The organism is Streptomyces sp. NPDC031418, assembly GCF_055581605.1.
Window position 1 is genome coordinate 208,600 of record NZ_JBVIJC010000009.1, and the last position, 19,403, is coordinate 228,002.

A 19,403-nucleotide genomic window follows, 5' to 3' on the forward strand; every position below is an offset into this window, starting at 1 on the left:
AAGGATCTTCACCAGCAATGGCCGACGAGAACACTCCAGAGACCCCCGGGACCGAGGGCGGCGAGGCCGTCCTGCGTGTCGAGCCGGTCGGGCTCGAGACGGAGATGCAGCGTTCGTACCTGGACTACGCGATGTCCGTCATCGTGTCCCGTGCGCTGCCGGACGTCCGGGACGGTCTCAAGCCCGTCCACCGCCGCGTGCTGTACGCGATGTACGACGGCGGCTACCGCCCCGAGCGCGGCTTCTACAAGTGCGCCCGTGTCGTCGGCGACGTCATGGGCAACTACCACCCGCACGGCGACTCCTCCATCTACGACGCCCTGGTCCGGCTGGCCCAGCCGTGGGCGATGCGGATGCCGCTGGTGGACTCCAACGGCAACTTCGGCTCGCCGGGCAACGACCCGGCGGCGGCCATGCGCTACACCGAGTGCAAGATGGCGCCGCTGTCGATGGAGATGGTCCGGGACATCGACGAGGAGACCGTCGACTTCACGGACAACTACGACGGCCGCTCCCAGGAGCCGACCGTCCTGCCGGCCCGCTTCCCGAACCTGCTGATCAACGGCTCCGCCGGCATCGCGGTCGGTATGGCGACCAACATCCCGCCGCACAACCTGCGCGAGGTCGCGGCCGGCGCCCAGTGGTACCTGGAGAACCCGGACGTCAGCCACGAGGAGCTGCTGGACGCGCTGATCGAGCGCATCAAGGGCCCGGACTTCCCGACCGGCGCGCTGGTCGTGGGCCGCAAGGGCATCGAGGAGGCGTACCGCACCGGGCGCGGCTCCATCACGATGCGCGCGGTGGTCGAGGTCGAGGAGATCCAGGGCCGGCAGTGCCTGGTGGTCACCGAGCTGCCGTACCAGGTGAACCCGGACAACCTGGCGCAGAAGATCGCCGACCTGGTGAAGGACGGCAAGATCGGCGGCATCGCCGACGTCCGCGACGAGACGTCCTCGCGCACCGGTCAGCGCCTGGTCATCGTGCTCAAGCGGGACGCGGTCGCCAAGGTCGTCCTGAACAACCTGTACAAGCACACCGACCTCCAGACGAACTTCGGCGCGAACATGCTCGCGCTGGTCGACGGCGTGCCGCGCACCCTCTCCCTGGACGCGTTCATCCGGCACTGGGTGACGCACCAGATCGAGGTCATCGTCCGCCGTACCCGCTTCCGGCTGCGCAAGGCCGAGGAGCGCGCGCACATCCTGCGCGGCCTGCTCAAGGCCCTGGACGCCATCGACGAGGTCATCGCGCTGATCCGGCGCAGCGAGACCGTCGACATCGCGCGCACCGGCCTGATGGGCCTCCTGGAGATCGACGAGATCCAGGCCAACGCGATCCTCGAGATGCAGCTGCGGCGCCTGGCGGCCCTGGAGCGGCAGAAGATCGTCCAGGAGCACGACGAACTCCAGGCGAAGATCAACGAGTACAACCAGATCCTCGCCTCGCCGGTGCGTCAGCGCGGGATCGTCAGCGAGGAGCTGGCGGCGATCGTCGAGAAGTACGGCGACGACCGCAAGACCAAGCTGATCCCGTACGAGGGCGACATGTCCATCGAGGACCTGATCGCCGAGGAGGACATCGTCGTCACCGTCACGCGCGGCGGCTATGTCAAGCGGACCAAGACGGACGACTACCGGGCGCAGAAGCGCGGCGGCAAGGGCGTGCGGGGTACGAAGCTGAAGGAAGACGACATCGTCGACCACTTCTTCGTCTCCACCACGCATCACTGGCTGCTGTTCTTCACCAACAAGGGCCGGGTGTACCGGGCGAAGGCGTACGAGCTGCCCGAGGCCGGCCGGGACGCGCGTGGCCAGCACGTGGCGAACCTGCTCGCCTTCCAGCCGGACGAGGCGATCGCCGAGATCCTCGCGATCCGGGACTACGAGGCGGCGCCGTACCTGGTGCTGGCCACCAAGTCCGGCTTGGTCAAGAAGACGCCTCTGAAGGATTACGATTCGCCCCGCTCCGGCGGTGTGATCGCGATCAACCTGCGCGAGCGGGAGGACGGCGGCGACGACGAGCTGATCGGTGCGGAGCTGGTCTCGGCGGACGACGATCTGCTGCTGATCAGCAAGAAGGCACAGTCGATCCGGTTCACCGCCTCGGACGACTCCCTGCGCCCGATGGGCCGCGCCACCTCCGGCGTCAAGGGGATGAGTTTCCGGGAGGGCGACGAGCTTCTCTCGATGAATGTCGTTCGACCCGGTACGTTCGTGTTCACTGCCACGGACGGTGGGTACGCGAAGCGGACCGCCGTCGACGAGTACCGCGTCCAGGGTCGCGGTGGCCTCGGCATCAAGGCCGCCAAGATCGTGGAGGACCGTGGTTCGCTGGTCGGCGCGCTGGTGGTCGAGGAGACCGACGAGATCCTCGCCATCACCCTGTCCGGCGGTGTGATTCGTACGCGAGTCAACGAGATCAGGGAGACGGGCCGTGACACCATGGGCGTCCAACTGATCAACCTGGGCAAGCGCGATGCCGTGGTCGGTATCGCACGTAACGCCGAGGCGGGGCGTGAGGCGGAGGAGGTCGACGGCGAGGAGGCCGTCGGCGAGGCCGCCGAGGACGCCGTGACCATCGGCACGGACGAGGGTGAGGCGCCCTCGGCCGAGTAGGCACGAGGAGTGAGTCATCGTGAGCGGAGCCACGGGCGCCGGATCGGCCGGTACCTCCAGGGGTACGGAAACGGACGGCGGCGGCCGTGGCTCCGCCGCGTCTGCCGCCTCCACCGGGGGTGTTCAGGGTGCGTCGGGCGCGTCCCAGGGCGCTGCTCTCGCGACCGACCCGCAGACGACCAACCTCAAGCCGGTGAAGGTGTCCGCGCAGGACTCCGCCGGTCCATCCGCTTCCCAGGGGGGAACAGTGACGGACACCCGAGGCCCGGCCGCGTCCGGCGAGGCGCGTCCGGCGTCGCCGCTGCCCGGTGAGCGGCGCCCGCAGCAGCCCGACGGGCCGTACCACCCGCCGCAGGCGTATGTGGCGCAGCAGTCCACCGGCGGGGTGCGCGTGCCGCGTACCGGCGTGCGCACGGCTCCGCGGACCCGCAAGGCGCGGCTGCGGGTGGCCAAGGCCGACCCGTGGTCGGTGATGAAGGTCAGCTTCCTGCTCTCCATCGCGCTGGGCATCTGTACGGTCGTCGCCGCGGCGGTGCTGTGGATGGTGATGGACGCGATGGGTGTGTTCTCCACGGTGGGCGGCACCATCTCGGAGGCGACGGGCTCGAACGAGGCGAACGGCTTCGACCTCCAGTCCTTCCTGTCGCTCCCCCATGTGCTGACGTTCACGTCGATCATCGCGGTCATCGACGTCGTCCTGGCGACGGCGCTGGCGACGCTCGGCGCGTTCATCTACAACCTCTCCGCGGGCTTCGTGGGCGGCGTCGAGCTGACCCTCGCGGAGGACGAGTGACGCCTGCGGGCGCCTGACCTGACGGTCCCCCGACAACCGATTTTGGGACTGGCGTGGTCGTGCGCTAATCTTCAGGAGTCAGCGCGCGGGACACACACCGCACAGCGCGGCGGGGCTATAGCTCAGTTGGTTAGAGCGCATCCCTGATAAGGATGAGGCCACAGGTTCAAATCCTGTTAGCCCCACCAGCGAAAAGACCCCCGGTCCCTTGGGCCGGGGGTCTTTTGGCGTCCATGGTTGACACCAACAGCGGCGGTCAGCCGATGAGCGGATCTTCCAGCAGCTCGGCGCCCTCGCGTGCTGCGGTGAGGGCTCGCTGCCTGAGGTTGCCGCCGAACAACTGGATCGTGAGGGCGGCCAGGATGTCATCCCTGCCGATGGTCCGCCCGTGCCCCCTCCGGGTGGAGGCCGCGTCCCGGGCGAGGTCCGTCAGGAACACGCTCGCGATTCCGTCCAGGTCGCGGACCATCGCCGGGACGGCCGTCGCCCCCTGGCTCCGCAGCAGCTTCCTGACCCCGGCCTCGAACCTGTGGGCGCCGACCACAGCACTCGGTTTGCGCGACCTGCTGCGCCGACGAGAAGGCACGAGGACGCCCTCGGCGTCGTACAGGACACCGGTCAGGCCGTGAAACGTCGGGCTGTGGTCGTACCACGTGGTCCCCACCTCGAGCTCGACGTTCCGGTCGATCGCCGAGAGAAGGTCACGGGGAATCAGCTTCTTCCGGGCTTCCGCCGCCGCCGCTCTCCTCGCGCCGCCGATGATCTCCGTCAGCACCGTCCGTGTCACCGACGCGGCGGCCCACGCGGCCGGCCGGGAGACGTGCATCGAGGTCACGTCCCTGAAGACCGCTTTGACGAGAGGAGGCCTGAACGGCGGGACGTCCATGAACGGGGCGGTTCCGGCACCGCCGCGCCCAGGGCGTGTGGGCTGTGTGGGCATCGGACGAAGCGCTCCCTGCTGTCGGAGTGATCAGAGGCCCACACTTCACCACGCAGACCCGCTCGCCCCCCATCCTCCGTCAGACGTCAGCAAGCCGTGTCCGTGCCGTGGCGGACGGCCAGGAGGGCCACGTCGTCGTCGTTGTCCTGTGGGCGGGCCCGGGCCAGCAGTTCGTCGGTGAAGGGGTCCAGGGGGCGACCGGCCAGGGCTGCGGCGTGCCGGCGGAGCCGGTCCAGGCCCTCGTCCAGGGTGTGGCCCGGGGACTCGATCAGACCGTCGGTGTAGAGGACCAGGGTCGAGCCGGGCGGCAGTTCCGCCGTGGCGTCGGGGCGGGGTTGCTCGGGGGTGACGCCCAGCAGGATCCCGTGGCCGTCGGTCAGATAGCGGGCCTCACCCCCGCTGGTGACCAGCAGGGGTGGCGGATGGCCCGCGTTGGTCCAGGACAGCTCGCACCGGCCGTCGGGACTCTCGCTCATGCGGGCGAAGATCAGCGTGGCCATGGAGACCTCCGCGATGTGCAGGGTCGCCTGGTCGAGCCATTCCACGATCTTGCTCGGCGGTTTCTGCTGGGACACGGCGTACGCCCGGAGCATGTTGCGCAGCTGGGCCATGCCGGCCGCGGCCTCCAGGTCGTGGCCGACGACGTCCCCCACGGCGAGCGCGGTGGTGCCGTCCGTCAGGGTGAACGCGTCGTACCAGTCGCCGCCGACGTGGGAGGCGTCCGGCGCGGGCAGGTAGCGGGCGCTCATGCTGCGGCCGGGCGAACGCGGCAGCTTCGGCAGCAGATGGCGCTGCATGGTCTCGGCGACCTGGCGCTGGCGCTGGTAGAGGCGGGCGTTCTCCAGAGCGAGGCCGGCCCGCCGGGCGATGTCCTCCAGCAGGGCGGTCTCCGCCGCGGTGAACCGCTCGGGCTGGTCGGCGCGGCCCAGCGTGAGGGCGCCCATCACCTCGTGCAGGCTGCGCAGCGGGACCACGGTGGCCGAGTGCATGCCGGTCACCTCGAACAGGCGCCGCTGTTCCACCGCGATCCCGGAGTCGGGCGGGCCCTGATAGGTCTCGGGGCCGGCCATGGAGGACGCGACGCCGCGCAGGGCGAGGGACAGGGGCATCGAGGACTCCTGCGGCACCGGCGGCATGGGCCCCTGGAGGTCCTCCCGGAACACCACGGTGCCGTTCTCGGCATGGGCGACCGCGAAGCGCCGGACGTCGTCCCGTTCGCCGATCAGGTCGATGACGCTCCAGTCGGCGATCCGGGGCACCACGAGGCTGATCAGGCGGCGCAGCGCCTCGTGGATGTCCAGGGTGGAGGTGAGCAGGGTGGTCGTCTCGGCGAGCAGCGCGAGCCGTTCCAGTTCGGAGAGGCGTCCGCCGGCCGGTGGCCGCTGGGCGGGGCGCGTGGGGCGCTCCAGGGAGTGGAAGAGGACGAGCGTGGCCGCCGGGCGGACGGGCGTGACCAGCCATCCCACCGGCACCAGCGTGCCGTCTCCGCGCTCGAACCACTCGTCCTCACCCTGCTCCGTGTGCCCGCCGAGCGCGCTCTGCCTGAGGCGGCACTGGACCAGCGGCACGGGCTCCCCGCAACCGGTGCGGTGCAGCAGATCGTGGGCGTCCCGGCCGACCAGATGCTCGGCGGGCCGGGCCAGGAGCTGTTCGCCCCGCGGGTTGACGGCGACGATCACCCCCTGCTCGTCCGTCAGGTAAGCGCCCGTGCCGAGGCTGTCGAGCGCCCGCGCAACCGCTTCCTGTGAACCGTCCGGGCCCGTCATCGCCGCCTCCCGTCACCAGAGACTCCCGCCGGACCCCCGTCCCGGAGATTGCCTGGGCCGCCTCTGATCCGGGTTCCCGCTGGGACACTGCTTATCCGACGTAGTGGGGGAGGCGATCGCGGGATGCGGGTGCGGCGGGAGGTCAGGTGGGGGCTGTGGGGCTTGTGGGCCGGCTGTCTGGTGTTCTCCGTCTGGTGCCTGGTGGAGGCGGTCAGGCTGTTCGTCGAGGCCGAGTCGTGGTGACCGGGGCATGAACCGGGGCATGAAAAGACCCGACCGCTGGCGACGGGGGATGCACCAGCGATCGGGCTATGGCCAAGGGTAACAACATTGGGCGGTCCGCGGGGCCAAGTCGCGGGGAAATCAGGCGGGTTGGCCGATCATCGCCCACACGGAGGGTCGTAGGAGAGGCGCGGGAGGTACTCGTGCCACTTCTGCGGGGTGAGGACGCCGCGGGTCACCGAGCAGATGTGCCGGATCGCCGCCTCGTCGTCCAGGCTCCACAGCCGGACCGTGTCGGTGCCGCTGGACACGCCCAGGACCCGGCTGCCGGGGCTGAACGCCAGGAAGTTGCCCGTCTTGGCGTTGGGGGTCATCGACTGGCCGATCGGGGCGGCCGCGGCGGGGTCGGTGACGTTCCACAGCCGGACCGTGTTGTCGTTGCCGCCGCTCGCCAGCGTGCTGCCACTCTGGCTGAAAGTCAGCGAGGTGACGGCCTCGGTGTGCCCGGTGAGCGGGGCGCCGAGCGCGCTCGCGGCGGTCGGGTCGGTGACGTTCCACAGCCGGACCGTGTCGTCGTCGCTTCCGCTGGCCAGGGTGTGCCCGTCCGGGCTGAAGGCGAGCGAGTTGACGGGGCCGGAGTGTTCGGCGAGCGGTCGGCCGAGCGGCACCGGGCGGGCCGGGTCGGTGACCCGCCAGAGCCGGACGGTGCTGTCCGCGCTGCCGCTGGCCAGGGTGCGGCCGTCCGGGCTGAAGACCAGGGCGTTGACATAGCCCCGGTGCCCGGTGAGCGGGGCGCCGAGGGGTGCGGGGCGGGCCGGGTCGGAGACGTTCCACAGCCGTAGCGTGTGGTCGTCCCAGGCGGTGGCGAGGGTGCGGCCGTCCGGGCTGAACGCGAGCGCGTCCGGGCCCATGAAACGGGTCGCCAGGACCAGCGGCGGCCCGGCGACGACCGGGTGGGCCGGGTCGGTGACGTTCCAGAGGTAGATCCTGCGGGCGCCGGTGAGGACGGCGAGGGTGCGGCCGTCCGGCGAGAAGCGCAGGTCGCGCGAGCCGTCGTCGGCCCGCATGAAGGGCTTGCCGAGTGCCACGGGCCGGCCGGACCGCGTCACGTTCCACAGCCGGAGCCTGCCGTCCCGGGCGGCCGTGGCGAGGACCCGCCCGTCCGGCCGGAAGGCGGCGCTGCGGCCGATCATGTCCGAGGCCGGGACCGACCACAGGCGCACCTTGCTGTCACCGCTGCCGGTGGCGAGGGTGCGGCCGTCCGGGCTGAAGCCCAGCGCGTACATCTCCCCGCTGCTGCCGGTGAGCGGCTCGCCGATCTGCGAGGGGGACGACGGGTCGCTGACGTTCCACAGGCTGGCCGTGGAGTCCGCGCTCGCCGCGGCCAGCCGTCCGCCGTCGGGGCTGAACGCCACCGACCAGATCGGGCCGGTGTGCCCGGTCAGCGGCTGGCCGAGCGGGGCCGGGTGCGCGGGGTCGGTGAGGTCCCACAGCCGGATGGTGTCGTCGGCGCTGCCGCTGGCCAGGGTGTGGCCGTCCGGGCTGAAGGCCACCGAGTGCACGATGTCCGTGTGGCCCCGGAGGGCGGTCGGCAGCGCCTTGGGGTGGCGCGGGTCGGCCGTGTTCCACAGCAGCACGGTGTCGTCGTCGCTGCCCGCGGCGAGGAGCCGCCCGTCGGGGCTGAACGCCACCGAGCGCACGGCGGCGGTGTGCCCGTGCAGCGCCTGGAGCTGCCGCGCCCGGTGCGGGTCGGCCACGTCCCACAGCCGTACCGTGCTGTCCTCGCCGACCGAGGCCAGGGTGTGGCCGTCGGGGCTGAAGGCGACCAGGTAGATCGTGCCCTTGTGACCGGTGAGCGGCCGGCCGACGGGGGACGGGTGGGCGGGGTCGGTCACGTCCCACAGCCGGATGGTGCCGTCGTCGCCGGCGCTGGCCAGCGTGTGGCCGTCCGGGCTGAACACCGCGCTGCTCACCCAGCTGGTGTGGCCGGTGAGCGGGGCGCCGAGGGGCGTGGGGCGGCTCGGGTCGGTCACGTTCCACAGCCGGACGGTCCGGTCGTAGCTGGCGGTGGCCAGCGTGTGGCCGTCGGGGCTGAAGGAGGTCAGGTAGACCGCGCCGGTGTGCCCGGACAGCGGGGTGGCCAGCGGGGCGTTCACGATGGAGATCAGCCTGCTGTACGTGCCCTCGTCGTCGGGGCGCAGCCGGTGGGCGACCAGGTCCAGCTGGGCGGCGAGCGAGGGATCTGTGCGCTGCGCTCGGTCGGCTTCGGCGAGCACCTGTTCGAACACGGCGTCGTCCCGCTGCTGCCAGGCGATCACGGCCGTACCGCCGGCGAGGATCGCCAGCACCACCAGCGCCGCCACCGCGGCCCGGCTGATCCACACCGTGCGCTTGCGCAGCCGTACCGAGGCGGCGAGGAACTCCACCGCGCTGCGGGTCAGATAGGTGTCCCCGGCCGACCGCGCCCAGCTGCGGGCCTGCTCCAGCCGGGAGCCCCGGTACAGCAGCGAGGAGTCCCGGCCCGAGTCCTCCCAGGCCCGGCCGTCCTCCTCCAGCCGCTGGCGCAGCAGGTGGTCGTTGCGGTTGTCGTCGATCCAGTGACGCAGCCGCGGCCAGGCGTGCAGCAGCGCCTCGTGGGTGATCTCCACGGTGTCCGCGTCCAGGGTCACCAGCCGGGCCCGGACCAGCGCCTCGAGGGACTCCTCCGTCTTGCCGGGGTCCGCCGACTCCTCGGCCAGCTGGCGCCGGGTGCCGCGGCGGCGGGTGGCCTGGGTGTCCTCGCCGAGCCGGACCAGACGCAGCAGCAGCAGCCGGGCGGCGGACCGGGCGGCCGGGTCCAGGCCGGACCAGGCGCGCTCGGCGGTGGCGGCGACCGCGCCCTGGATGCCGCCCGCCGCGCGGTAGCCGGCCAGCGTCAGCTTTCCGGCCTTGCGGCGCTGCCAGGTGGCCAGCAGGGCGTGCGAGAGCAGCGGCAGCACACCGGCGTCGTGCGCCCCGCGCGGGCCGTCGGCGCTGACCTCGCGCACGATCAGCTCGGCGAGCCCCGGCTCCAGCTCCAGGCCCACCGCCTTGGCCGGGCCGGTCACCGCCTCGCGCAGCTCGCCGCTGGTCAGCGGGCCGAGCACCATGTGCCGGTGCTGGAGCGCGTCGGACAGCTCCGGATAGCCGAGGCACTGTTCGTAGAAGTCGGCGCGGATGCCGAGGACGACCAGGACGGGGGCGTCCGCCGAGGCGTCGGCGGGCGGGGTGCAGGCGGCGTGCAGAAGCTGGATGAAGGTACGGCGGTCCGCCTCGTCCGGGCAGAGGGTGAAGGCCTCCTCGAACTGGTCCACCACCACGACCGGCCGGCAGGCGGACGCGGTTTCCCGGTCCGTCCATGCGGTGACGGCCTCGCGTACGGCGGCGGCGATCTCCGGGGCGTCGCAGCCCGGCACGGCCGGGTTCCGGGAGGCCTCCCGCTCCGCCTCGCGCGCCTTCGCGGCGACCGGGCCGAGGTCGGGGATACGGCGCACCAGCTCGGCGAGCGGGTCGGCGCCGGGGACCAGCTGGACGACCAGGCCGTGCGGGGCGGGGGGTGCTGTTGTGGTGGTGCCGCCCGGGGCGGCGCCGGGGGCTTCGGCGGCCGTTCCGCCGTCCGCGGAGGTCCCGGATGGTGCGGTGCCCGCCGGGAGCGGCGGATCGGTGCGGGCGGTGCCGGTGATGCCGTTCAGGGAGCCGTTCCGGACCACGGGGACCAGGCCGGCGTTCAGCAGGGAGGACTTGCCGGCGCCCGAGGCGCCGACCAGCATCACCAGCCCGCCGGTGCGCGCGGCGGCGCGGAGCTGCTCGACGAGCGCGTTGGTGCTGCGTTCGCGGCCGAAGAACCAGCGGGCGTCCTCCTGCCGGTACGGGGCCAGCCCGCGGTACGGGCACACGCCTCCGCTGAGGGGCGGCGCCTGGGCCGGGGGCGGCTGGTTCTGCTCCTCGGCCGATCCGGCGGGCACCGGACGGTCGCCGACCGGGTCGGCCAGGGCGCGTTCCCACAGCCGCTGCCAGTGGCCGATGTCGTACAGCCCGCTGGAGACCGGGGCGGGCCGGGCGCGCCGGGCCTCCGGGATCAGGATCTGGAGGACGGCCGCCAGGGCGGCGAACTGGGCCGGCACGTTCTTGGCACGGCGCCAGTCACTGATCCGCTGGGCCGACACCCGTACGGGCCGGCCGCGCTCGTCGACACGCTGGAGCCGTACGACCGACTCCGCGACGCTCTTGAGGGGAGGGTTTCCGGCCTCCTTGTACAGCAGCGCGAGGCGCTCGGCGAAAGCTGTGCGTGCCCCTGAGTCGGAACCCAAGGTCCCACCCCTTACTTCCCCCCGCATCTGGACGTCCGGACCGGAAAACTCACCTTATACGCCTGACCTGCGGATAAGGCCTGGACCGGACACCGGAATCTCCTCGCGGGCCGGAACAGATGGCAGGATCGCAACCCCGGTAGCGGGACGGTCACGGACCGTCCGAACAGGCCACCGGCTCAGTGCTCGAAAGAGGCAGCCCATGGCGCCGAATGTTCTCGGTCAACTTCTGTCGATGCCGAACGCAGGGAGCGACGACCGCTCCATGGGGTGAGCCCATGCGGGTCGCCCGGAGATGTTTCGCCCCCTTTGCTTCGACCCGTGCCGTTTCGCCGACCAGGTACGGGCCGACGCTCCTGCACCGTTCGGTACCGGTCCCCACGAGGGGAGGGACCGGTACCGGACGGGCGGGAGAAACCACGGGTCGGCTCCCCATCCTGGCCCCCATCTCTGTCTCAGGGTTCGGCTACGGGCGAGGCTCCGGCCAGCCCGCCGCGCGTGCCGCGGTGCGGGCGTCGTGCTCGGCCCGCTCGGCGGCGGCGTTCAGCGACGGATCCCGGCCCGGCGCACTGCCGCCCGCCGCGGCCGCGGCCGCCAGGGAGGCGGCCAGCGCCGCCCGCAGGGCCGCCGCCCCGGATGCCCCGCCTGGACCGGATGCCCCGGATGCTCCGACCCAATCGGGTTCGTGCCCCGACGCGGCCAGTTGGGCGGCCAGGGCCGCACCGGCGGCGGCGTTGCGGGCGCAGCGGGCGTCGGCCGCGGGGTCCGGCGCGGCCGACGCCAGCGCGGCGAGCGACCGTTCCGTCAGCCGCAGCGCGCTCGCGGCCCTGGCGGCCAGGTCCCTGGGCACGGTCTCGGCGGCCTCCCGGCCGACTCCGGCGTACCGGCACGCGGCGACGGCACGGGCGTAGGCGCTGTGCGCACGGGCCCGGTGGGCCGCGCACACGGCGGCCTCGCTCGCGGCCCCCGCGCTCTCTTCGGTTGTCTCTGCGCTCATCCTCGGCCTCCCTCTCGGTCCGTTCCGGGGCGGGCGTGGGCGCGGGCAGGGTGTCACGCCGGCCGTGAAGAGACCAGAAGGACGCCATGGCTATCTGACGGTATGTCAGCTACGGTCGCCCTCCGGCCGTCCCCCAGGGCCTGTGGGCCGGGGAGAGAAGGGGTGAGTGAGGGATGGAGAGCAGTCCTGCCTGCCCGCGACCGTCCGGCGAGCCGCGCTGGGTCGCGCTGTTCCACCGGCCCGCCCGGGGATCCGGCGATGGTTCCTGGAGCGTGGGCGCGCAGTCGCCGTACCGGGCGCCCGTGCTGTACGCCGTGGGGGACATGACCCGGACCCTGCGCTCACGGGGGGAGCAGGTGACGGTCGCGCTGTGGGGGCCGCGCGAGGGCGCCTGGCACCGCTACGACGCCCAGGCCGCCGCCGCCCACCGGTCCGGGCCGCCCGCCCCGGCATCCGCCCCGGCACCCGCCCGGTTCGCGGAGCGCATGGCGGGCCGTCGGCACCAGGTGCTCGTCGCCGGGCTGGCCAAGGCGGGCCTGTACGAGCTGGGGCCCGAGGACGAGGCGGCGGTCCGGGCGCTGGCCGACCGGCTCGACGAGCCCACGGTCCGCCGGGTGGCCCACTGGCTGTCGGCCGCGGGCGGGGAGCGGTAGCCGGAGGGCGGGAGGGACCGCGCGGGGCCGCTCGGTTCGGTGTGTCCTCCGCCGGGCAGTGACGTCCTGGAAGTCAGACAGTCAGGAAGTCACGAAGTCACCGCTGAGGGCTGGAGGATGCATGAAGGTCTCCGTCGACCGCTCGCTGTGCTACGGCTCCGCCGAGTGTGCGCACCGGGTGCCGGCCGTGTTCGCGTTCGAGGACGGGTACGGCGTCGTACGGCCCGGACGGGAGGAGTCGGGCGGCGCGCCGGAGGTGCGGGAGGCGGCCGAGCGGTGCCCCTCGCAGGCGATCGTGCTGACGGAGTGAGCCGAGGGTTCCTCGGGGGCATGGCGTTCGGGCGTGGCGTTCGGGCGTGGCGTCCGGGCGTGGCGTCCGGGCGTGGCGTCCGGGCATGGCGTCCGGGCATGGCGTCCGGTTCGGGGTGCCCGGTACAGCGCGAGACCCCCGGCCGAGCCCGGCCGGGGGTCTTTCCGTGTCGACTGGTGCGTACGCAAGTCGCCTGGGTCGAGACGTTGCGGTACTGCGGGTGAGCCGGGGGTCAGCAGGCCAGGGGCGCCGACCGCTGGTCGTCCGTCGGGTGTCCGGTCCCGGTCGCGGAGGTATGGGCGGGCTCCTGGGGGTCGTCCTGGGCGTTCTCCTGCGTGCCGGGCAGTCCCCGGCGCCGGCAGCGGGGGGTCTTGCCATGGGCCTCGGCCCGGATCCGCTGCTTCATCGTGGGGGGCAGGGCCTTGCCGTGGGACCAGGCCCAGTGGCGTGGTGCCGGGATCGTCGGGACGGTCCTGGTCGCGGTGTTCGTCGCGGTGCTCGCTCCGGTGCCGGTGTTCTCGGTCCGGGGTGTGGCCGCCGCGGCCGTGGCGGTCGTGGCGGAGGCGAGTCCGAGCGCCGTGCACAGCGCGAGGAAGGTGGTGACGATGGCGGTCCACAGCTTCATGACCTTGTTCTGGGTCATGGCCCCTCACTTTCGGGTTGGGCGATTTGCGTACTTTCCTCATGATGTGTATGCGGATCGCGAAGTGGTGGACCGACGCCCGTGGCGCGGCGATGTTCAGATGAACACCACTCGGATGGCCCTAAGAGGCCCACAAAACCCCTGAAAGCTGGCGAGAGTGAGCGAAGGGGGAGCAAAAGTGACCGTCCGTAGGGGTGTGATCACCCTCCGATCGGAACGGTGCGGGGCGTGCCTACTGGGCTCCCGCGGGCGGGAGTTGGGGCCCGACGCAGGTCACCGATCGATATCGGTCGGTGTGTATAGTCGGGCGCCAGAGGTCCCCTACGTCAACGAAAGACGAGGTCGCGCGGTGAAGAAGCTGCTCCTGGTCGCACTGGCCGCCATCGGCGGTCTCCTCGTGTACCGCCAGATCCAGGCGGATCGCGCCGAGCAGGACCTGTGGACGGAGGCGACTGACTCCGTGCCCACGGGTTCGTGAGTACCGACACCAGAATCTGACCAGGACCCCGGCCGCCGTCGCGGCCGGGGTCCTGTGCTGTTCCCGGCTCCCGGCTCCCGCCTCCCGGCTCACGGTTCGCGTTGCGAGGTCGCGGGGGGTGGGGTACAGCGGTGATCGGGGGCGGCGTGCGGGGCAGCGTGTTGGCGGGGTGTTTCGGACGGACGTGTGCGTTGCCCGGATGGCGCAGTGACCCACGGGGCAGGATGGGCCGGTGACCGCGGCGGCCGGGCGGTGAGCGACAGGGGGTGGCGCGTGCGGGGGCGTACAGCGGGGCCGAGGCGGGGCGGCCGGCGGTCGACCACTCGCGCCGTTCCGGCCCTTCCGGCTGTTCTGGCTGTTCTGACCGTGCTGACCGGGCTCCTCGTCGGGGTGCCGGCCGGGCCCGCCGTCGCCGCGCCCTCCGGACCGGGGTCGTACGCCTTCGCCCCCGGCGCCCGGAGCATCGAGGGCGGGGTCGGACGGGCGGACGCCGGGCACCTCGCCCCCGGCCGCACCTACCGCAGCCACCTCCCGGCGCACGGCACCCTCTCCTACCGCCTGGATCTCACCGCCGCCGACACGGCCTACGTCCCGGTCACCGCCGTACCCCCGGCGGACGCCACCGTCTCCGCCACCGACGGCATCCGGGTGTCCGTGCAGGACGCGCGCGGCACGCCGTGCTCCTACTCCGCCGCCCGCTTCGGCGCCGCGATCAGCCCGCGGCCGGTCACTGCACTGGGGCGGCGGGAGGCGGACAGGACGGTGTGCCAGGGCGCCGGGACGTACTACGTGGTGGTCGAACGCCTCGGCACCTTTGGCGGGGAGGGAGCGGCGGCGCGGCCCTGGGATCTGGAGATCGCGCCCGTCACGGAACCGCGCCTGGCCCACCCCGGACCCACCGGCGCGCCGCAGACATGGGACTCCGCCACACCCGAACCGCTCGGCGGTGAGCCCCGCGACCGCTCCGGCGGCGCCGGCTTCGCCTGGGCCCGCTCCCTCGGCCCGGGCGTCTGGCGTACCGCCCTGGTGCCCGGCGCGACCCAGTTCTACAGGGTGCCGCTGGACTGGGGGCGGCAGCTGTACGCCTCCGCCGAGCTGGCCGGCTCCCCCGGCCACGGCTATGTCGGCGGCGCCCTGACCCTCTCCCTGCACAACCCGGTGCGCGGTCTCGTCGACGACACCTCCCTCGGCTACACCGGCACCCCGAAGTCGGCCGCCCTCGCCCCGCTCCCGCCGGTGGCGTACGCCAACCGGTACGCCGTCCCCGCCGCGGTGACCTCCGTCCGCTTCGCCGGGGACTACTACCTGGTGCTGCACCTCAGCGAGCGGGTGGCGGCCACCTTCGGGCAGGGGCCGTTCGCCGTGACGCTGCGGGTCCGGCTGTCCGGGGCGGCGCAGGCCGGGCCGGAGTACGCCGGGCGGCCGGAGCCGGCCGGCGTCTTCACGGTCACGGCCCGGGACCGGGAGGCGGTGCTGACCGGGGCCGGCGGGGGCGGCACCCGGATGAAGCTGGTCGCGGCCACCGGGATCGGGCTCGGGACCGCGCTGCTGCTGGTGCTCGCGGTCTGGACGCTGGCCGCCCGGCGGGCTCAGACCCGGGTCAACGCCCAGAAGCCGACCGCGTAACAGGCCAGCGCCAGCAGCAGGATCGGGATCGCGGCCCTGGCCGGAGGCCCGGCCCGGCGGGTACGGCGCGCTCGCCGGCCGCGCACCGGAGCCACCGCCCGCACCGGCGCCGCCGTCGGCATCGGCATCGGCGGGGCGAAGGGAGGCGGGGTCCGCGGGTCCCGGGCGGTGTACGCGGCGGTGGGGGGAGTCGGGGAGGAGGGAGTCGCCGTGGGAGGACTCGCGGGGGGCCAGGCCGGGTGCTGCGCCGGATCGAACGCCTGGTGCCCGTAGGGGGATTGGGGGACGGACGGCGGGGTGTACGGCCCGAAGGAGGCGGCCCGCTCCTCCGGGGGCGGCGGCAGCCGGAAACTGCCGGTGTCGGAAGGGGTCGGCACGTCGGAGACCCGCTCGGAAACCGCAGACCCGGCCCCGCCGGTCCCCGTACTGTCACCCGGACTGCCGCCCGCGTCATCGGCACGGTCCCTGAACGAACGCACCCCACGGGCCGGTTTGAGCGGGCCGTCGGGTCCGAAACCGGGCGGCAGCGGGCCGAGTTGGTCGAAGACCTCGATCAGCTCGTCGTCCGGGCCGGGCTCCGGCAGGAGTTCCGCGGCGGCGGCGAGGGCCTTGCGCGCGCCGGTGGCGGTGCGGAACCGGGCCGCCGGGTCGGGCTGGAGCAGGCCGGCGACGACCTGCCAGAGCGGTTCGGGGACGCCCTTGGGCGGGCCGGGCGTGCCCTGTTCCACGAAGTACTCGACCAGCGCCTTGGCGTCCGGCTTGGCGCCCTCAAGCAGATACAGGGCGACCAGGCCCACGGCGAACAGGTCCGCCGGGTAGTCGGGGTCGGCGCCCAGCATCTGCTCGGGGGCGAGATAGCCCGGCGTTCCCACGACGAGGTTGGTCTCCGTCAGACGGGGTTCGCCGAGCCGCATGGCGATGCCGAAGTCGGACAGCCGCAGCCGCGGCCGGCCGGTGCCGGTGGCTTCGAGCAGCAGGTTGGCGGGCTTGATGTCACGGTGGACGACGCCCTCGGCGTGGACGGCGGCGAGGCCGGACAGCAGCTGGTCGAGCAGGGTGCACACATAGGCCGGGGGCAGCGGGCCGTAGTCGCCGACCAGGTGGACCAGCGAACCGCCGCCGACCAGGTCCATGGTGAACAGCACCTGGTCGTCGTCGGCGGCCCAGCTGGCCGGGGCGAGGACATGGGGGTGGTCGATCCGCAGCGCCTGCTCGCGGACGAAGCGCAGCAGGGAGTGGGCATCGCGCTGCTGGAGCACCTTGGCGGCCACATAACGGCGTCGGCGGTGGTCCCAGGCGCGCCATACGGCCCCCACACCGCCGCGTCCGATCGGGTCGGCCAGCTCGTACCGGCCGGCGAAGACCTCACCCATGACAGCCCGACGCTCCTCCCCCTCGGCTCACCCCGGTACCCCGTGCGGTTACCCCTTGCTTCCCCGGTGATGAGCGATACGAACGCCCCCGTGACGGGCGGTACGCCCGTGGCGTCGCGCCCCGGTGCTCTTCCCCCCGAGCCCCGCGCGTCCGCCTCCGGTCAGTTCTGGTGGGACTGGTAGTGCGCGACCGCGTCCGAGGTGCGCCCGGCGCCGTACACCCGCAGGAACTCGGCGAGTTCGGGGTGGGCGGGGGCGAGGCTGTCGGCGGCCTCGATGATGTCGCCGGCGGCCGCGACCGAGCGCAGCAGCGACTGGATCTCCCGGACCACCCGCTTGACCGTGGGCGCCCCCGAGCTGCTCGTGGTCTGCGTGGTGTTGCTGAGCACGGAGCCCCCCTGTGACTTCTTGATCTCGTCCATCCGCTCGGTCGCCTCGGCGGCGCTGACGCTGCCGTCCGCGACCTGGGCCGCCAGCTCCTGGAGCAGCTGCACCCGCTGGACCACCGCAGGATTGCCGATCTTCGCCCGCTGGCCGCTCATCAGCTGCGACAGCATCGGAGCGGACAGGCCGAGGACCGCCGCGAGACGGGCCTGGTTGAGCCCGAGATCGTCGATGAGCTTACGGAAGAGCGCCCCCAACGGCTCCCCGTACCAGTTCCGCTGGAGCTCCCGCGCTCTGGCGGTGGCTTCCTGCTGTGCGGCGTCCATTGCGTCTCCCCATCGCTTCCCCTAAAAAAACCGCGGTTCGCTCACGCGAACCACGTCGAGCATCTTACGGAGAGTGGTCATCGGCGGGGACCCCCAATCTTTTTGCGGGATACCCGGGGTCACCCGGTACTCTGGTCTGCGGCGCCACCGGAACCCGCTTCCTCCGGTCGGCCGCTCCTTCCCGGGGCCTTAGCTCAGTTGGTAGAGCGCCGTCTTTGCATGGCGGATGTCAGGGGTTCGACTCCCCTAGGCTCCACTCCTTACACCCCCCTGACCTGCGGAAACGCTAGCAGGGGGGTGTTCTTGTCCCGGCCGTGCCCCGCCCCGGCCGCGGTGTCAGTGCCCTCCCGTAGCCTTCCGGTCACCGCACATCGCCCCGGAGGAACAAGAGAATTGACCGGCCTGCCTGCCTTCCCGCTCCCCTTTCACGCTTCCCGTTCCCTGCCGTACGCGACACCCCGGACGCTGCGGGAGCTCGAGATGATGGAGTGCAGCGCCCACATCCGGGCCAAGCCGGGGTGGTTCGACAAGATGCACGACGCCGGCATCGTTGCCCGGTGGACCCGGGAAGCGCTCGCCCAGGGCCTCACCGAGGCGCAGGTCCGCTATGTGCTCGACGAGCTCGGGCACTACGCGGCGCTGCGGGACGGGCGGACCGGCGTCGAGGTGTCCGCCGTCGACGGGGTGTGGCAGTCGGACACGCTGGTCGACGAGGGGCTCAGGGCCCGGCTGCGCGAGGCGGTCCGGGTTCTGGAAGAGGTTCCCGAAGCGGAACGGGACTGGCACCCCGGCTCCGGCGGCCAGGTGCTGGACCTGGTGCATCCCTCGCTGTTCTGCCTGGTCAGAGGGGTGAGCGGCGAGCCCGAGCGGGCCTGGCGGAACCCGACGGACCGGCATGCGCGGTACGAGTTCTCGGAGCGGTTCCAGTGGCTGCCCACGGACGTCGACGTCAGTGACGACGGTGACGTCACCTTCCGGTCGTACGTCAACAACGTCCACCCGGAGAACCACCGGGACCTGGCCGCCGTCCTGCCGGACGTGTTCGCGCGCATGCGCCCGCTGCTGGAGAACGTGCTCACCGATCTGCGTCATCCGCGGCCGCTGCGGATCGAGGTCGATCCCTACGGCTGGTACGACTCTGAGCCCGAGTATCCGGACAAATCCTCCTACAGTGACAAGAAGGCCTACGGCGAAGCCATCCGTGCCTGGGAGACGGTCCACGAGGAGTGGTGGGAGAACCGCCGCCCGGTCGTCCCGGACGCCCCGGCCTTCACCCCGCCGGAGCCGCCCGACGCCTCCGCCCGGGTCGATCTGCGCGGCCGCGGTCTCCAGGTCATCGTCAAGCTCGCCACCATCCATCTCACCCCGGACAAGCCCGAGTACCCCGGCGGCTCCTGGCACGTCGAGGGGATGCTGAACGAGCGGATCGTCTCGACCGCGCTCTACTACTGGGACAGCGAGAACATCACCGAGAGCCGGCTGAGCTTCCGGACCGCGCTCGACGACCCGCACTACGAGCAGAACGACGACAACGGCGTGCGCGAGGTCTACGGCCTGGAGGACGAGGACGCGCTGAACCAGGTGCTGGGATCGGCAGCGACCCCGGCGGGCCGCTGCCTGGCGTTCCCGAACGTCCTGCAACACCGGGTCGGCTCGTTCCGCCTCGCCGACCCCGGCCGCCCCGGGCACCGCAAGATCCTCGCGTTCTTCCTGGTCGACCCGGAGCAGAAGATCGTCTCGACCTCCGATGTGCCACCGCAGCAGCCGTGGTCCGACACCTCGACCATGACACTGGAAGAGGCCAGGGGATACCGCGAAGAGCTCATGCAGGAACGCAAGTTCTTCGTGAACGAACACAACGAGCAGCTCTACGAGCGGGAGTTCTCCCTCTGCGAGCACTGAGCCCTCTCACTGAGCCCTCTCGCCGAGCCCTCTCGCGGTGCCGGCCG

At 72.5% G+C, this 19,403-nt stretch carries 14 protein-coding genes and 2 tRNA genes; 9 read left to right on the top strand and 7 right to left on the bottom strand.

The window, feature by feature from the left end:
- Nucleotides 1-17 precede the first annotated feature (17 nt).
- The 3 genes from gyrA (at nt 18) to ACZ5CZ_RS15380 (ending at nt 3,596) form a co-directional block, all read left to right on the top strand.
- Complete coding sequence (gene gyrA / locus ACZ5CZ_RS15370; RefSeq protein WP_385841563.1) at nt 18-2,615, top strand: DNA gyrase subunit A; 2,598 nt, start codon at nt 18-20, stop codon at nt 2,613-2,615.
- A gap of 19 nt (nt 2,616-2,634) precedes the next feature.
- Nucleotides 2,635-3,408, top strand: coding sequence for a DUF3566 domain-containing protein (locus tag ACZ5CZ_RS15375; protein ID WP_385841565.1), 774 nt, complete (start codon nt 2,635-2,637; stop codon nt 3,406-3,408).
- Between the two features lie 111 nt (nt 3,409-3,519).
- Nucleotides 3,520-3,596, top strand: a tRNA-Ile gene (locus ACZ5CZ_RS15380).
- A 68-nt stretch (nt 3,597-3,664) separates the two neighbouring features.
- Here ACZ5CZ_RS15380 and ACZ5CZ_RS15385 read toward each other — a convergent pair.
- The 4 genes from ACZ5CZ_RS15385 to ACZ5CZ_RS15400 form a co-directional block, all read right to left on the bottom strand.
- Nucleotides 3,665-4,348 (bottom strand): hypothetical protein, encoded by a 684-nt coding sequence (locus tag ACZ5CZ_RS15385; RefSeq protein WP_468942931.1) that lies wholly within the window; start codon nt 4,346-4,348, stop codon nt 3,665-3,667.
- 86 nt (nt 4,349-4,434) lie between these two features.
- Entirely contained in the window at nt 4,435-6,114 is a 1,680-nt protein-coding gene (locus ACZ5CZ_RS15390) for a PP2C family protein-serine/threonine phosphatase (RefSeq protein ID WP_468942934.1), read from the bottom strand.
- A 380-nt stretch (nt 6,115-6,494) separates the two neighbouring features.
- A complete protein-coding gene (locus ACZ5CZ_RS15395) occupies nt 6,495-10,691 on the bottom strand; it encodes an nSTAND1 domain-containing NTPase (RefSeq protein ID WP_468942937.1) in 4,197 nt (1,398 codons plus the stop codon).
- A gap of 439 nt (nt 10,692-11,130) precedes the next feature.
- Nucleotides 11,131-11,661 carry a hypothetical protein gene (locus ACZ5CZ_RS15400; protein WP_468942940.1) on the bottom strand — a complete coding sequence of 177 codons (531 nt, stop codon included), beginning with the start codon at nt 11,659-11,661 and terminating at the stop codon, nt 11,131-11,133.
- Nucleotides 11,662-11,834: 173 nt separating this feature from the next.
- Between ACZ5CZ_RS15400 and ACZ5CZ_RS15405 the strand changes: the two genes are divergently transcribed.
- Entirely contained in the window at nt 11,835-12,314 is a 480-nt protein-coding gene (locus ACZ5CZ_RS15405; protein ID WP_468942943.1) for a hypothetical protein, read from the top strand.
- Nucleotides 12,315-12,435: 121 nt separating this feature from the next.
- Nucleotides 12,436-12,624 carry a ferredoxin gene (locus ACZ5CZ_RS15410; protein ID WP_468942946.1) on the top strand — a complete coding sequence of 63 codons (189 nt, stop codon included), beginning with the start codon at nt 12,436-12,438 and terminating at the stop codon, nt 12,622-12,624.
- A gap of 232 nt (nt 12,625-12,856) precedes the next feature.
- Here the strand turns inward: ACZ5CZ_RS15410 and ACZ5CZ_RS15415 are convergent, their stop codons facing one another.
- Nucleotides 12,857-13,267: a DUF6344 domain-containing protein gene (locus ACZ5CZ_RS15415; protein ID WP_468942949.1), complete on the bottom strand. Its 411-nt coding sequence runs from the start codon at nt 13,265-13,267 to the stop codon at nt 12,857-12,859.
- Nucleotides 13,268-13,616: 349 nt separating this feature from the next.
- Here ACZ5CZ_RS15415 and ACZ5CZ_RS15420 point away from each other — a divergent pair, with 349 nt between their 5' ends.
- On the top strand, nt 13,617-13,745 hold the full coding sequence (locus tag ACZ5CZ_RS15420; RefSeq protein WP_003999697.1) for a DLW-39 family protein: 129 nt from the start codon (nt 13,617-13,619) through the stop codon (nt 13,743-13,745).
- Between the two features lie 366 nt (nt 13,746-14,111).
- Nucleotides 14,112-15,371 (top strand): hypothetical protein, encoded by a 1,260-nt coding sequence (locus tag ACZ5CZ_RS15425; protein WP_468942952.1) that lies wholly within the window; start codon nt 14,112-14,114, stop codon nt 15,369-15,371.
- Here ACZ5CZ_RS15425 and ACZ5CZ_RS15430 read toward each other — a convergent pair.
- A complete protein-coding gene (locus tag ACZ5CZ_RS15430; RefSeq protein ID WP_385841575.1) occupies nt 15,335-16,744 on the bottom strand; it encodes a serine/threonine-protein kinase in 1,410 nt (469 codons plus the stop codon). The genes ACZ5CZ_RS15425 and ACZ5CZ_RS15430 overlap by 37 nt on opposite strands.
- Before the next feature lie 161 nt (nt 16,745-16,905).
- On the bottom strand, nt 16,906-17,454 hold the full coding sequence (locus ACZ5CZ_RS15435) for a helix-turn-helix domain-containing protein (protein ID WP_385841576.1): 549 nt from the start codon (nt 17,452-17,454) through the stop codon (nt 16,906-16,908).
- A gap of 183 nt (nt 17,455-17,637) precedes the next feature.
- Between ACZ5CZ_RS15435 and ACZ5CZ_RS15440 the strand changes: the two genes are divergently transcribed.
- Together ACZ5CZ_RS15440 and ACZ5CZ_RS15445 are read left to right on the top strand one after the other, a co-directional pair.
- A tRNA-Ala gene (locus tag ACZ5CZ_RS15440) sits at nt 17,638-17,710 on the top strand.
- Entirely contained in the window at nt 17,674-19,356 is a 1,683-nt protein-coding gene (locus tag ACZ5CZ_RS15445) for a DUF4246 domain-containing protein (RefSeq protein ID WP_468943115.1), read from the top strand. The genes ACZ5CZ_RS15440 and ACZ5CZ_RS15445 overlap by 37 nt, the downstream gene beginning before the upstream one ends.
- The last annotated feature ends 47 nt before the right edge of the window (nt 19,357-19,403 follow it).